Annotated in this window: 11 protein-coding genes; 3 read left to right on the top strand and 8 right to left on the bottom strand. The window is 43.9% G+C overall.

The window, feature by feature from the left end; genetic code table 11:
- Nucleotides 1-249 precede the first annotated feature (249 nt).
- Together B2089_RS11220 and B2089_RS11215 are read left to right on the top strand one after the other, a co-directional pair.
- Nucleotides 250-1,521, top strand: a complete 1,272-nt coding sequence (locus B2089_RS11220; protein WP_296322830.1) for a hypothetical protein — start codon at nucleotides 250-252, stop codon at nucleotides 1,519-1,521.
- Nucleotides 1,522-1,597: 76 nt separating this feature from the next.
- Nucleotides 1,598-1,993 carry a hypothetical protein gene (locus B2089_RS11215; protein WP_296322827.1) on the top strand — a complete coding sequence of 132 codons (396 nt, stop codon included), beginning with the start codon at nucleotides 1,598-1,600 and terminating at the stop codon, nucleotides 1,991-1,993.
- 77 nt (nucleotides 1,994-2,070) lie between these two features.
- Here the strand turns inward: B2089_RS11215 and B2089_RS11210 are convergent, their stop codons facing one another.
- Entirely contained in the window at nucleotides 2,071-3,405 is a 1,335-nt protein-coding gene (locus tag B2089_RS11210; protein ID WP_296322823.1) for an SLC13 family permease, read from the bottom strand.
- A gap of 162 nt (nucleotides 3,406-3,567) precedes the next feature.
- Between B2089_RS11210 and B2089_RS11205 the strand changes: the two genes are divergently transcribed.
- The gene (locus B2089_RS11205; RefSeq protein ID WP_296322821.1) at nucleotides 3,568-4,299 is read left to right on the top strand and encodes a rhomboid family intramembrane serine protease; all 732 of its coding nucleotides are present in this window, start codon (nucleotides 3,568-3,570) and stop codon (nucleotides 4,297-4,299) included.
- Nucleotides 4,300-4,424: 125 nt separating this feature from the next.
- Here the strand turns inward: B2089_RS11205 and ychF are convergent, their stop codons facing one another.
- From ychF to polA, 7 genes are all read right to left on the bottom strand, one after another.
- Nucleotides 4,425-5,555: a redox-regulated ATPase YchF gene (ychF, locus tag B2089_RS11200; RefSeq protein ID WP_296322818.1), complete on the bottom strand. Its 1,131-nt coding sequence runs from the start codon at nucleotides 5,553-5,555 to the stop codon at nucleotides 4,425-4,427.
- A 211-nt stretch (nucleotides 5,556-5,766) separates the two neighbouring features.
- The gene (locus tag B2089_RS11195) at nucleotides 5,767-6,447 is read right to left on the bottom strand and encodes a hypothetical protein (protein ID WP_296322816.1); all 681 of its coding nucleotides are present in this window, start codon (nucleotides 6,445-6,447) and stop codon (nucleotides 5,767-5,769) included.
- Between the two features lie 10 nt (nucleotides 6,448-6,457).
- Nucleotides 6,458-8,548, bottom strand: coding sequence for an elongation factor G (fusA, locus tag B2089_RS11190; protein ID WP_296687333.1), 2,091 nt, complete (start codon nucleotides 8,546-8,548; stop codon nucleotides 6,458-6,460).
- A gap of 79 nt (nucleotides 8,549-8,627) precedes the next feature.
- Nucleotides 8,628-10,097: a hypothetical protein gene (locus B2089_RS11185; RefSeq protein ID WP_296323835.1), complete on the bottom strand. Its 1,470-nt coding sequence runs from the start codon at nucleotides 10,095-10,097 to the stop codon at nucleotides 8,628-8,630.
- Between the two features lie 179 nt (nucleotides 10,098-10,276).
- Complete coding sequence (locus tag B2089_RS11180; RefSeq protein ID WP_296323838.1) at nucleotides 10,277-11,197, bottom strand: SPOR domain-containing protein; 921 nt, start codon at nucleotides 11,195-11,197, stop codon at nucleotides 10,277-10,279.
- 271 nt (nucleotides 11,198-11,468) lie between these two features.
- A complete protein-coding gene (coaE, locus tag B2089_RS11175; RefSeq protein WP_296323840.1) occupies nucleotides 11,469-12,026 on the bottom strand; it encodes a dephospho-CoA kinase in 558 nt (185 codons plus the stop codon).
- Nucleotides 12,026-14,890 carry a DNA polymerase I gene (gene polA / locus B2089_RS11170; RefSeq protein WP_296323842.1) on the bottom strand — a complete coding sequence of 955 codons (2,865 nt, stop codon included), beginning with the start codon at nucleotides 14,888-14,890 and terminating at the stop codon, nucleotides 12,026-12,028. The genes coaE and polA overlap by 1 nt, the downstream gene beginning before the upstream one ends.
- Between the last annotated feature and the right edge of the window lie 252 nt (nucleotides 14,891-15,142).

The following is a 15,142-nucleotide window of genomic DNA, read 5'->3' as shown; positions in this document are numbered from 1 at the left end:
CTCTGCTTTTCTCTTGAACATGCGAACCTCCATTTAGTGCAGTTATTTCAGAATTTTATACACAAAATAGTGCACTTTTTTCAAAATTATTTTAGTTAAATAATGCAGTTTTTTCAAGATTTTAAAAACAAAATAGTGCAGTTTTTTCACTATTTTAAACGCCTGAAAGTGCACTTTTTTCAACATTTTACCACTCTATGACACCCCGTCATTTTATGCTATAATTTCCCATAAAAAGGACATCAAAAATTGAAAAACATATTCCGTATCGTAAAACAATTGCTCACTTCTGCCTTCTGCCTGTTCCCTGTAATTTCCCTTGCATCTTGCGGCTCTTCTTCCCCTGTCATAATTTGGACTGACCGTCCCGAAATCGTTTCCTATGTTGAATTTTTCAATGTTGCCCAGAACAAGGCTAAGGCCGTGGTCGTTTACAAGGACAAGCTGGCCGTTTCCCTTCCTCCCGCAAAGGACGAGCAAAGCCCGGACATAGTTATCGGCTCTTTTTTGCGCAATTCACGGGTCAAAAAGAATTTTGCCGCAGTTGACCGGGTTTTTAACCGCAGTCAGATAAATCCATCTTCAATTTATGCCCCTCTTTTGGAATACGGCAAAGTCAACGGCCGTCAGTATTTGATTCCTGTGAGCTTTAATTTGCCCACGATGATTTTCTCACAGAAAAATCATGCTCTTGTTAACGGAAATATGCTGATTGATTCTGATTCAATTCGTGATTCGGCCTGTAAATTCAATCAAAAATCAAAAGAAGACCTTTTTGTAAAGATGGGGTATGCGCCTTCTTGGGATGCAAATTTTATTTATCAGTTGTCAAAAACTTTCGGGGCTGAATTCGGCGAAAAAGGAACTGCATTTTCATGGAATGCCGATTCTCTTGCCTCAACAATCGAATATTTGAAATCATGGACGCTTGAAAAAAACGAAAGTACGAGTGCGGAACAGGATTTTTCATTCAAGTATCTTTATGCTCCAAAGCAAAAACTCGTTGATTCTGACCGTTGTTTGTTCGCTTACATTAAAAGTGATGATTTCTTTGATATTCCTGGTGAGCAAACTGAGTCGATTTCTTTCCGCTGGCTTTCAAAAAATGAAAAGATTTTCGTGAATGATGATATCACGAGTCTCGGTTTGTACCGCAAGACAAAAAATGCCAAAGATGCTTATGCTTTTATTGAATGGTTTTTCTTGGAGTCTACTCAAAAAAATCTGCTTGAGCGTGCCATGCGTATGAATCTTGAAACCCAAACATTTGGTATTTGCAGTGGATTTTCATCAATCAAAAGCGTGAACGAACGAGTTTTCCCCGCTTATTATAAAACTTTGCTCGGAAAAATGCCTCCTGAGGATTTTTTGATTGCTCCGCTTGCCCTGCCATCCCGCTGGGAAAGCCTCAAAGAGCGAGTGATAATTCCATACCTTTCGGAAGTTACAAATACTGATTCGCAGAACACGGTAAAATCTATCGACGAGCGAATTACTGTCTGGCGAAACCAGTTCAATTAAAAATATCTAATATTCTTTTTCTATTTACCGATAATCTAACTAGATAAAATGTTGGTGGGAGTCGTGAGGTGAGATTATGGTAAACGGAATTTCATTAAACGCAAATAATTTTAACTATTCAGGTATTGTTTCAAATGGCGGACACGGAAAACTTTATGTGCCGGTCGCTCAGTCTAATCTTATTTACGCTCACTTTGACCATGTAACTGGAGTTGCCGCCAAACCGAACCAGAAAGGTGTTTCAATCTCAAAGATTCAGATTCTCAATTCTCTTTTGAATCAGCTGATTTCTATGAAAAACCAGCCGAAACCGAATATTGCCCCGGAGAATATGGACGACTCTCAGCTTGACGCGCTCATTCAGAGCACACAGTCAAAGATTCAGACAAATATTCAGGTGGCGCAGGCCACGGGTTATGGACTGGCAGGAGCCGCCCCCGAAGCCGGAGCCGTTTTTTCATTAGATGTTTAGCTAGACGCGGATGCACGCAGATAAACGCGGATTTTAGTATTGTATCTGTGTCCATCTGCGTTAATCTGCGTCAAAATTTATGCCCACAAAAGCCAAAGGACGAGTGCGGCGGCGGCTGTTGTAATCAGCGTGAAAGTGCCGCCCAGTTTGAGCCATTTTCCGAAGCTCATGGGGTATCCTTCCTTTTTGACAATTCCCATTGCAACTACATTCGCGCTCGCTCCAAAGGGAGTGAGGTTTCCGCCCAGACATGAGCCAATCAAAAGGGCGAACAAGTACAATTCCGGGTTGATTCCCATAGATGAGGCCATATTGCCCGCAACCGGAAGCATGACGATGATGTATGGAACATTGTCCACGAAGCCGGAAATCAAAATCGAAACCAAAAGCACAAGAACAAAGCCTGCCAGCTTGCTGCCGCCAGTGATTTTTGAAAGGAAGTCGGCGAAGTCTTTTAATAGGCCGGTCTCACTGATTGCGCCCACTACCACGAAAATGCCGATTAAGAAAGCGATTGTCTCCCAGTCCAAGCCTTTGATGAGTTCCCAGGTTTCTCCGCCTGATTTTTTTTGCGAAAGAAGATACCAAAGGATTCCGCAAATGCCCAATACCATGACAAAAGAGCCTGAAAGGAAGGGAATTTCGTTTGGAAGGAAAGAAATCGCCGCCAGACCGAAAATCAAGGCCAGTAAAAGAATTGCCGGAACCACAGAGATGATAGGCTCTCCCTCAACTTCGGTTTTGTCCCGGAGTTTTCGGAATACAGTATAAAAGAAAAGGCAGCCTGCCAAGAGGCCTGTCTGAACTATGAAGAAAATCGAGAGTTTTCCTGAATGAATGAAAAAGTCGTTGAAAGTGTAGCCTGCATAGCTTGCAAAAATCATGCTGGGAGGGTCTCCCACCAGAGTTGCCGTTCCCTCAAGATTTGACATAACCGCAAGGCCGACCATGAACATGGTGGGATTCATCTTGAGCTTTTTGCAGAGGGAGAGGGCAATGGGAGCCATAACAAGAACCGTCGCCACATTCTCAACAAAAATTGAGATTATTCCGGTCATGGCAAGAATCAGAACGATTGCGATTCCCGTTGAAGGGCTTACGCGCACAATCCAATCGGCGATTTTGGCAGGCACCTTTGAGTACAAGAACAAGGCCGCTACGGTCATGCTGCCTACATAAATCATAAGGACATTCCAGTTTACGAGACTGGAAAATGCGTGGGTGAGGGCGTAAAAACGAGTGTCACCCGTCGTAAAAATGTAGCCCGGAAAAGCAATTCCCAAAATGATGACGAGAACCGCCGCACAAGTTGTGAAAATCACTTTCTTGTCCTGCTTAGCAATCACGAGCGCATACATAAGCACCGCAATCGCAAGGACAACATATCGAAGAAAAACAGGTAAAATAGTCATGTACTGATTATATCAAAAAATAAAAAAGGGGAGAAGTCTCTCCCCTGCGTCACACTGCGTTGTGCCGCACCCCACTCTGCGGGGACACCTGCGAGTTTGCATGGCAAACTCGACTACAACGCCCCTCTTCATTTTCTTTTCTTTTGTTCCGATAATCTCAATATGAAAAAAAAGTTCCGTGTCACATATAATGCGCCTGTAACGCTGACCTTTGCGATTTTGTGCGCCCTCATTCTTTTGTTAAATGATTTTCTCCTTGGAAAGCATCTTATTCCTGCGATTTTTACGGCACCAGCGCGAATAGGCTCAAACGGCGGCTTCAATTACAAATCTTTTCTGGATTATTTACGCCTTTTCTTCCATATTTTCGGTCACACAGATTGGAATCACTTGCTGGGAAATTTTGCCTTTGTCTTGCTCTTAGGCCCCCTTATGGAAGAGCGCTATGGCTCAAAAATGGTAGCCCTTATGTTCGTGGTTACGGCTTTCGTCACAGGCGTTATCAATGTCTGCCTGATTCCCCATCCTCTTTTGGGAGCCAGCGGCATCGTCTTTATGCTGATAATCCTTGCTTCAATCACCACTTTGGATAAAAATGTCATTCCTCTTTCCTTTATTTTTGTTGTGGCGATTTATTTGGGCAGGGAACTGATTAATGCTCCTAAGACTGAGAATATTTCTACCGTCGCCCATATTGCGGGCGGTTTATGCGGCTCTATGTTCGGCTTCCTAGTGGCACCAAAAGCCAAGCGCAATGTAAAAAAAGAAGAAAAAACTCTTTCAGAACGAAACTCTGGCAAATCTGAAGAAAAAAAAGAACGACCGTCACTCTTCAAACGAAGGGAAGAGCCCCGCGAAGAAGATACAACGGTCGTCGGTACACTGGAGATTTAGAAAATTGAAAACGGAAAATGCCCCGCAAGGACGCGGGGTAAAAGACAAGCGAGAAAATTCTGTTTGCCTTTAGGTGAACAGAATTTTCTCGTAAGAAACAAAAATACATGGAGGTATTTTTGTTTCTAGACATTGAATTTAAAGAAAATACAGTCACCGTCCTGGACGACATATTCCTTGCCTTCCTGGCGGTACTTTCCGTGAGCCTTGATTTCAGCCTCGCTTCCGTACTGCCGCAAATCCTCGACAGAATAAACTTCCGCCTTGATAAAGCCTTTCTCAAAGTCCGTGTGGATGACGCCGGCCGCTTTTGGTGCAGTGTCGCCCTCGTGAATCGTCCATGCGCGGCACTCATCCGGGCCGCCTGTAAAGAAGGTTCTTAATCCCATTAGGTGATATGCGGCTCTGGCAAGAACGGTAAGGCCGCTTTCTTTAAGGCCTACGCTTTCCATGAAGTCCTTGCGGTCATTTTCATCGGTGATGTCGGCCAAATCAGCCTCGAATTTACCGCAGATTACGATAACTTCGCTCTTTTCTTCAGCAGCCATTTTTTTGACCTGCTCGACATATTTGTTGGTGCCGGAAGAAATTGTGTCCTCGTCGATGTTGCAGACAAAAAGCTGGGGTTTAATCGTGAGCAAGTGGAGGTCGTAGATTCCTTCCATTTCCTCTTCGGTTAAGTCTGCCTGTCGGGCGCATTTTCCTTCCTGCAAGAGAGGGAGGATTTTATCAACTGCGCTTCGGTAACCGGCAAATTTCTTTTCCTCGGCCTTTCCCATAGCGCGAATCTGGCGGGTAACCTTGTCTTCCCGCTTGGTGATTGTGTCGATATCGGCCTGGCAAAGCTCATAGTTGATTGTAAGGATATCGCTTTCAGGATCGATTGAAGCGTCTGTTTTTGCGTCTTCACGGACATGCTGAATGTCAGGATTGTCAAAACAACGGACTACATGGGCGATTACGCTTGTCTCGCGGATATTTGCAAGAAACTGGTTCCCCAAACCTTCGCCCTTGCTGGCTCCCTTAATAAGGCCCGCGATGTCAACAAAGTCAACTGTTGCCGCAATCTTCTTTTTGGGCTGGAAAACGCTGGCCATAAAGTCAAGTCGCTCATCTGGAAGCTCAACCACGCCCACATTGGGATCAATCGTACAGAAAGGATAATTTTCGGCAGGAGCCGGAGATTTTGTCAAAGCAGAAAAAATAGTAGACTTTCCGACATTCGGAAGTCCGACGATACCACAGGTTAATTTCATGATGATTCCTCAATTCTCGCCAAAAGACGGCGATTTTTATGTAGGAAGATTCTAGCACAATTCAGGACTTGCTACAATCATAGAAAAGAGACAAAAAAAATCCCGCACCTCCAAAGAAGCACGGGATTTTATAGTCCACAGATTAGAAAGATTATCACAGATTAATATTTTAAAAATCTGTGCACATCTGTGTTAATCTGTGGATAAAAATTTACGCTTTTGTAATCAAAAGTGTTTTTGTGTCCAGCTTGAGACCGGCTTCAACATTCTTTTTGTCGTGAATCTTGAGAACATCAACAGCAACTGCGTCTGTTTTCTGATTCAAGTGAAGAACTGCTGAGAAGTAGCCTTCAAGATTTGCTGGAACTGAGTCAGCGAGTTTGTCGCCGTTTGAAGTTGATGCACCCCAAACTGTGACATTCTCTTTCTTTGCATATTCAGCAACTGCTTTTACATCATTTTCTGAAACTTTTGCAAAGTCGATTCCGTCCATTACAACGCCAGAAACAGCGATTCCGCCGGCTTTGAGAGCGTTGAGAGTGTTAACGACCTTTGAAAGAGAGAAGTTGTCGAGAGAGAAGTTGAGAATCGTTCGTTTTGAAACGATAGACTCTTTGAGCTCCTGTGCGTTTCCAACATTCTTCTTTTTTGCAAGTTCAGTGAAAATTCCGTCATACCAAGAGATGACATTTGAAGAGTGCAAGTCGAATGTGACATGAACAAGCTGCTTGTCCTGCAAGAGTGTATCCATACCAAATTGAACGAGCACAGAGGTTTTACCCAAGCCTTTTTTTGAAGTAACGAGACCGAGCTCGCCAGCTTTCAAGCCGCCTTCAGTAGCAGCGTCAAAAAGACGGATTGTGCTTTTATCGTAAAGATCCTGTTTGACCATTTAAGACTCCTTATTTCTGAGCTGCTTTTCGCTCTTCCTGATACTTTTTGATGAGTTCGTCAGCAACATTGTTTGGAACTCGTCCGTATTTAAGGAATTCCATTGTGAATTCTGCTTTACCCTGTGTAGAAGAACGCAAGATTGTAGAGAATCCGAACATTTCTGAAAGCGGAACCTCAGCGTTTACTGTTGACATGTTGTTCTCATCAGTAGACTCAAGGATTACGCCACGTCGCTGGTTAATAAGACCGAACATGTTACCCTGGAATTCTGTAGGTCCTTCGATAGAAACCTTCATGATTGGCTCAAGGATAACTGGCTTAGCCTTTTCGTAAGCTTCGCGGAATGCGCCGATAGCGGCAGTCTGGAATGCGATATCTGAAGAGTCAACCGGGTGGTACTGACCATCATTGATTGTACATTTTACGCCAACGATTGGAGCTCCGATGAGGGAACCTTTTTCCATTGCGCGTTTGAAACCTTTATCACAAGATGGAATATATTCGTTAGGAATAGCACCACCCTTGATTGCGTCTACGAACTCGTAGTCTTTGTCTGCCAATGGCTCCATGAATCCTGCAACACGACCGTACTGACCAGAACCACCAGTCTGTTTTTTGTGTGTGTAGTTGAACGAAGCCTGTGCTGTGATAGACTCGCGGTAAGCTACCTTTGGTGGAGTAACTTCAACTTCGCACTTATATTCACGCTTCATTCGCTCGACATAAACGGCAAGGTGAAGCTCACCCATACCCTTGATAATTGTCTCGTTAGACTCTGGATCCAATTCTGTCTGGAATGTTGGGTCTTCTTTTGTGAAGCGGTTGAGAGCCTTAGCAAAGTTAGCTGCCATTGATTTGTCTTTCGGTCGAACAGCCTGTGAGATAACCGGTGTTGGAACGAACATTGAAGTCATAGCAACATTGATTCCCTCGCCACAGAATGTATCACCTGAAGCACAGTCAACGCCGAAGAGAGCACAAATGTCTCCTGGTTCGCCTACTGAAATATCTTCCATTGCGGCAGAGTTCATGCGGACAAGACGACCAACCTTGAATCTCTTCTTTGTGCGGACGTTTGTAAGCTCTGCACCTTTTGGAAGGCGTCCCTGATAGATACGGATATATGTGAGCTGACCGAACTGACCGTCATCAAGTTTGAATGCCAAAGCAACAGTTGGCTTGTCAGGAACATTGAACAATTCAACCTGCTCTTCGTTTTTGTCGAGGTCAAGACCGTAGTTGTGAACTTCTGTCGGGTTAGGAAGATAGCGCTCAACACCGTCGAGAAGTGGCTGGATACCCTTGTTGACATGAGCTGAACCACAGAATACGGCTACGAACTGCTCAGAGAGTGTACCTGCACGGATAGCTTTGATAATCTGCTCTTCTGTAGGCTCTTTTTCTTCGAGAAGAACTTCCATGAGCTCGTCATCAAAGTTAGAAACAGCGTCGAGAAGTTCAGCGCGGTATTCAGCAGCCTGATCCTTCATGTTTGCAGGGATTTCTGCGATGCGGAGGTTTTCACCGTTTTCGCCGTCGAAGTAGATAGCCTTCATGCCAACCAGGTCAACAACACCTTCGAGTTTGTCTTCAAGACCGATTGGAAGCTCAACCATGTGTGAGTTGAGGCCGAGTTTATCGCGAAGCTGATGGCATACGCGGATTGGGTTAGCACCCTGGCGGTCACATTTGTTGACAAATGCGATTCGAGGTACATGATAGCGCTTAAGCTGGCGGTCGACAGTGATAGACTGAGACTGAACGCCTGCAACAGCACAAAGAATCATGATAGCACCGTCAAGAACGCGGAGTGAGCGTTCAACTTCGACTGTGAAGTCTACGTGTCCCGGTGTGTCGATCAAGTTGATAGTGATGTCCTTCCACTGAACCTGAGTAGCTGCTGACTGGATAGTAATTCCGCGTTCGCGTTCCAGTTCCATGTTGTCCATTACAGCACCGACACCGTCCTTACCACGAACTTCGTGAATCGCATGAATCTTGTTACAATAGAACAAGATGCGTTCTGATGTGGTAGTCTTACCAGAGTCAATGTGGGCACTGATACCGATATTACGTACTTTGGTAATATCAAAAGCCATATTGTTTACCTCTCAAAAAAGAATTTCCAATAATTGTAGAATTATAAAAATATACAGTAAAACAATCCCTTGTTCAATATCAAAACGGCATTGCAAGGCTAACTTTTATTGCTGTGCGGAGATATTTTTGTTTTCTGGAATAGGATATGCTCGCCGTAAATTCACCTGCGTTTCTTTCATGTTCTTTATAAGTCAAATCGATTCCTGTAGAGGCTGTGAGATTTAATCCCGTCACTGCGATTTTTAAATTTGCCGAATAAATCTCTTTTATCATGCCGTTTCCAGGAAGAGGCGGATAATAAGAATAACTTCCTGAAAATGAGTGTTTTGCAATTTTTCCGACATACGAAGATGATACTGAAAAAGTTTGAAATTCTTCGGGTCTGGATGATTTTGTGGGCGGCTCTCCAGAAAGCAAAATATTTGCGTGAGTCCAGTTGAATTGCGCAGAAAAGAAACGGTTTTCATATTCAATCCCGCTTCTTATTTTCATAGTGTTTAGCTGAACAGGAATATTTGTCGCCGTGACTTTCCAGTTTTCGAGGGCGGAGAATCCGATACGAAGTGAACTAGCATTTTTATCATCGAACAGAAATAAGACTTGCGGATTAACACTTGCCTGTTCGACTGTGCGGCATATTGAAGATGATGCGCTGATTAAGGGTGCGGCTTTTGGAGAGTCTTTCGACGAGGGGATTGCAAAATAAGAGATATTGAGCAAAAAAGCCTGAAAAGATGTCCTCCCGTCAAACCTGAACCACCATGAATCAGACTTATAGGGACTTTGCTGGATTCCCGAATAAAAATTAATTTTAAAAATGGGTGAAAAAAAACTTAATTCGCCCAAAGCGGAATAAAAAAAATCTCCCTTAAAGTCAGCATAATTTTTCTTTAGAACCGTTGCATTGTTTTCTATAAAGAACTCACCAAGCGAAAGCGCCGCTTGAATAAAAACACACCTTGACAGCCCATACTTTGCGGATAAAGATGAGAATTTCTCTTTGTTTTCTGTAAGGAACCCATCAAGACTGATTTGAACTGGAAAGGGAATTTCCTCGTTCCTTATAGAAATAGCCATGGACAGGGGTTGTTGACTTGAAGTCAAAGTGGGAAGACATGCCCCCATTCCTGTGGAAAAGGCAAAAGTTTTCGCCAGTGGATTTGCCGTTGTGCCTGGAGCCGGGTTTCTGATTTTTGAGACTGATTTTGAATATGAGTTCTGTCCGATTTTCACTGAGACGGGAAGCGTCTTTTGAAAAAGAAAAAATCCTGCCCCGTATCGAATTTCATTAAATAAGTCAGCCTTTTGTGAGAGGCCTTTGGTTTCCCTGATTTTTCCCAATTCTGTTTTTGCCAGTGTCACATAGGCGCGAGCGTCTGCGTCTCGAAATGAAAGCCTGACACCCGCGTTTCCTGAGACAGCTTTTTCTTTTTTTGTATTTTTATCTGGAATCGTCGCTGTTAAAGCGAATTTATATTCTGCAAAATTGAAAAGGCATTCCGAAAATCCTGGTGAAACGGTTGTGAACATGACATAAAAAATGAACATAAATTCTTGTTTTCGTAAAAGAATTTGTCTTATGGGAAAAAATCCCTTTATTCCTTTATTTTGTTTCATACCTTTATATAGGGAAAAATTATTACTTTTCGGTAATGCAGACAAAAAAAAGACTGGCATTTTCTGCCAGTCTTTAAATTAAGGAGGATTTTGTATGTTGTTTTATCGTATTAGTTTACTGCGGTATTGACGATTACGCTTTTTGCCGAGGCAAATTTGTCAATCATTCCGATTCTTGTCTGCCAGTATTCGGCTTCGCTTTTTGTTACATAAGGCCCGATTCTGACCCGATAAAAAGTCTTGCCGTTGGAATCTGTAAATGTGAAGACCTCGCTTGGAATCTTATTTGATTCAAGTGTTGTGCGTGCTTCATCGGCATTGCGTTTACTCGTGTAAGCCGCGGCCTGAACCCAGAATGAATCCGGTGCTTTTTTTGCCGTTGATGCAACTTTTGCCGCCGTAGTGCTTTTTGTTGTGGCAGGAGCTGCTTTTGCCACCGATTTTGTGCTTGTCGATTTTGAATTTGCTGAGGCGCTTGATTTCTGAGCGGTGTTTTTTGCTACAGAAGCCGGCGTATAGTAATTATCATTTGACAAACTGCTTTTTTCTGAATGTGATTCTGATTCTGTATTTCGGCTTGTACTGAGCTGGTTCGCTGTCATTTCATTCTTTGCAACAACATTTGAAGCTGAAGATGTTTTAAGCGAATTCAAATCGATTGTTGTTGTCCCGCTTGAATAGACCGTAGCATTATCTGAAATGACAGTTACCTTGTCTGTTCGGAACAAGTTTTCTGTTTCAGCCGCATCCTTCTGAATCTCTGAACTTGTAAACGGAGACTGTGATAAAGAATTTTTAGATTCTGTTTCTGCAGAGACTGGAGTTTCAGTATTAAAAGCAAGGCTTGATTCTGGAACTGGCGTTGCACTCTGGCTAGAAGAAGTCCATCCTGATGTCGGATTGTACTCTGCGAGCCGGTTGCCGTTTGAACGGCTCATAGACGGTGAATAAAGAATAGACGCCGTTACAAAAACTACTCCCAAGAAAAATCCTGTTGCAACAATAATCCATAAAGTTTTTTTCTGTTCCATATTTAAATCCCCTTTGGAAGCAAAAAAGATTTTCTCCTGCTTCCATTTCCATACATTCAGTATCGGATTTTGGGGAAAAATGTTTAGAGAAAGTGAAAAGATGAAAACGGAAAGTTGAAAGTTGAAAACTGAAAGTGGGCGCATCCCTACGCGGCAAGCCGCTTCGGGTCGCTATGTCCGCCCTTCGCTAACGCTCATAGCCTCTCTCACTTCGTTCCTTCGGCTACTTTGGGGCTACCAGCGCTTGCGCGTCAGGTCGGCCGGTCTTTTTCTAGTTTCTGATTATCTCGATTGGAATGCCGCCTTCTTCCGCGGCTTTTTTGTATTCGTCGAGTAAGTTTCTCTGATTTTTAAAGCGGGCGAGAATCTGCCGAAAAGGCATTTTATCTCTTTTTTTTGCCCGGATGAGCCGTTTAAAAAAAGGTGCCGTTACGAAAAGAATTTTCTCGCATTTTGAGAGAAGTTCTGGTGTTTTAAAAAGAACAGTGGCATTGAGAATTACAGATTTGTCACGATTTTCTTCCATATACTGATTCGTAAGTTCAATGATTTTTGGGTAGACAAGGGCTTCCTGTTTTGCCAGTAATTCCTTGTCCGAGAATACAATTTGAGCCAGAGCCCGCCTGTCAAGCGAGCCGTCTTTGTTTGTGAGGGAAATCCCGCGGGAAGCGGCCTCATTGCCGAAGACTTGGAGAATTTGCGGCGTGCAAAGAGAAATTGCCCTGTGAGCCGTTTTGTCCAAATCAAGGGAAATAAAACCCTGCTTTTCAAGCTGAGAGCAAATGTAATTCTTCCCAGCCGCCATCATTCCCGTGACGCAGATAATCATTAGTGGAAGCACCCCCAGTTTTTGTCACATTCGATTGAAACGCGGAGGGGAACCCGGAGTTTTACGGCGTGCTCCATCTTGTCTCGGATAAGGGCGATTGTGTTTGAGATTTCAGTCTCGTCATCAGGACACTCAAAAATCAGCTCGTCATGCACCTGGAGAAGGAGCCTTGCCTTTGAGCCAGTGGATTTAAGTGCACTTGTGACATCCAGCATGGCCTGCTTTACTATGTCGGCGGCGCTTCCCTGAATGGGCGAATTTTTTGCTACCCGGATTGCGCCTTCTTTTTCCATTTTGTTTTTGCTGTTAATCGCAAGAATTTTTCGCCTGCGGTCAAAAATTGTTTTGATATAGCCGTTTTCTTCGGCGTGGCGCACATTCTCGTCGAAAAAAGATTTAACGCCAGAATAAACCGCAAAATAGTTGTCGATGAATTCCTTCGCCTGTCCTCGCCCGATTCCCAAATCCTTCGCCAGAGAGAAAGCCCCCATTCCGTACATGAGACCGAAATTGAGGGTTTTTGCGTTGCGGCGCATGTCCGCCGTGACTTCGTTCATTGGAAGTCCGTAAATCAGACTTGCTGTTGACTTGTGAACATCGACCTCATTTTCAAAGGCGGAACAGAGATTTTTGTCTCCGCTCAAATGAGCAAGCACTACCAGCTCAATCTGGGCATAATCCGCCGAAATCAAGACCGTGCCTTTTTCTGCGGTAAATGCCGTTCGGATTCTGCGTCCTTCCTCGCTTCGCACAGGAATATTCTGTAAATTCGGGTCTTTTGAGGAAAGTCGCCCGGTTGCCGTTCCTGTCTGCATGAAAGTTGTGTGGACTCGGCCGTTTTCGTCTGCCAGAGCGGGGAGCGTTTCCACATAGGTTGAGAGGAGTTTTGTCTTCGCCCTGTATTCGAGAATTTTAGCGGGAAGTTCATCCAATTCAGAAAGTTCCTCAAGAACGCTGGTGTCCGTTGAGAATCCTGTTTTTGTTTTTTTGCCTGCAGGCAGCTTTTTCTCTTCAAAAAGAACAGTGGAAAGCTGCTTTGGCGAGGCGATGTTAAATTCGTGGCCTGCGAGATTATAAATTTCCTTTTCAGAAACCTCTATTTGATTTTTGAGTTCTACGGCGTAATTCTGGAGGTAGCGTGAATCGATATGAATGCCCGTCGCCTCCATTTGAGCCAGAATCGGGAGCACTTTCATTTCCATATTGAAAAAAAGGTCATAAAGGCGTTCATCTTTTAATTTTTGCTCAAAAAGATTCCAAAGCTGGAGGGTAAAATCAGAATCCTCGCTTGAGTAAGAAGCCGCCGTTTCCAAAGACACATCAGCGAAGGTTCCGTTTTTGGGAACGATTTCTTCAAATTCCGTACCTTTCAAGTGCAAGTGGGTTTCTGAAAGATATTCCAGCGCGTAGGCAGATTTCCCGCTTCGGTCAGGCTCTAAAAGCCATGAAGCAATCATGGTGTCGGCGATTTTTGCAACTCCCTTGTTTTCGCCAATCCAATCTTCCAGAGAGATAAAACCCTGACTGTCCAGCACCTTCATGTCGAATTTTGCGTTGTGCATTACAATCGTGCATTTCGGATTGTAAAAAAGCCTTCTCAAAGCATCGAGCGCTTCTTTTTTCTGCAAACCGATTGCCGCAGAGAATAAATCCCCGCCAATCGCAATCGGCACATAAATGCCGCTTCCTTTTTCGTAAGAGATGGAAAATCCCAAAAGATTGGCCGAAGCCGTTTCAAGGGAATCTGTCTCCGTGTCAAAGGCAAAAAGCGGATTTTCCGCTACACAGATTTCTTCAATATACTGACTTAATTCTGTCGGATTAGTGATTGCTTTGTAATCCCCATGATTTTTCCGCAGGGGAGAAAACTCTTCCTTGATTTTTTCCGTCCCGGTTTTTATATCTTTTTTTCCACTGCTACCATCTCCATCGGCAAACAATTCCCCTAAGTCCGAATCAGCATTTTCTGTCGGGCTTCTGCCTGCCTCATTTCGATAATCCCGCGCAATTGCCCTGATTTCAAGAGCCGCCATTTTTTCTGCCGCCGCCGTAAAATTCAGGTTTGCCGTGCAGCAATCTCCGATTCCACACAAATCAGGCACTTGAGTGCAGAGAGTAATAAGTTTCTTTGAGAAAAAGGCATTTTCCTTGTCAGCCCGAATTTTTTCGCCTAAAGCACCTTTAATTTCCGCTTCATGTTCGTAAATCCCTTCAAGAGTGCCGTATTCAGAAAGAAGTTTGACCGCAGTTTTTTGCCCAACGCCTTTTACGCCGGGGACATTATCCGCCGTGTCCCCCATAAGGGAAAGCAAATCCAAGAGTTTTGAGGCCGGAACCCCCCAGTCCTGTTCAACCCCCGCCTCATCAAGCTCTGCCCAAATCTGAGTTTTATCAGGTTTCATGCAGTGAATGTAACTATTGGTCAGTTGCTGTAAATCTTTATCTGCGCTCAGAATGATACAGTGCCGGCCTTCTGACTCAGCTTTTTTTGCCAGCGTCGCAATCACATCGTCAGCCTCGTAGCCATCTCTCCTGATTACGGGGATTCCCAGCTTTTCCAGGATATCTTCAATCCACGGAATCTGAGCATGCAAGTCCTCCGGCGTTTTGGGGCGAGTCGCCTTGTAGTCAGCATACATTTTGTGACGGAAAGTCGCTGTTTTAGAATCCATGGCCGCGACCATGTAGCGAGGCGAATAATTTTTCAATATAGTAAGTAAATTTCGGAAAAAGCCGAAAACCGCCGAGACATTTTCTCCTTGCGAGTTTGTGAGCGGGCGTGAGATAAAAGCAAAATACTCACGGTAAATCAATCCATAAGAATCCAAAATAAAAAGCGTATTTTCATCAATAAAATTTGCCATGAAATAAGTATAAAGATTTTCAGGGCGCAAATCCACCGTCAACCGCCGTTGCGCGGCTCGGTAACCCTCGGTGCCTCTGGCACTGGCGCTTCGCTCCACCGCTCCATGGCGGGCGCGCATTCTCTCGTTAAAGGAAATTTTTATCACAGAGGAAGGAGCATAAAAAAAACAAAAAAAAGCGAAAAAAAGCGAAAAAAAACAAAACAAAGTGTTGACAGAAAAAAGAAGGCGTGATATATTCATTGTCACCCG

The organism is Treponema sp. UBA3813 (assembly GCA_002368605.1).
In the GTDB taxonomy this organism is placed as follows: Bacteria; Spirochaetota; Spirochaetia; order Treponematales; family Treponemataceae; genus Treponema_D.
The sequence above is the reverse complement of the archived record's forward strand: the minus strand, read 5'-3'. Positions and strand labels throughout refer to the sequence as shown.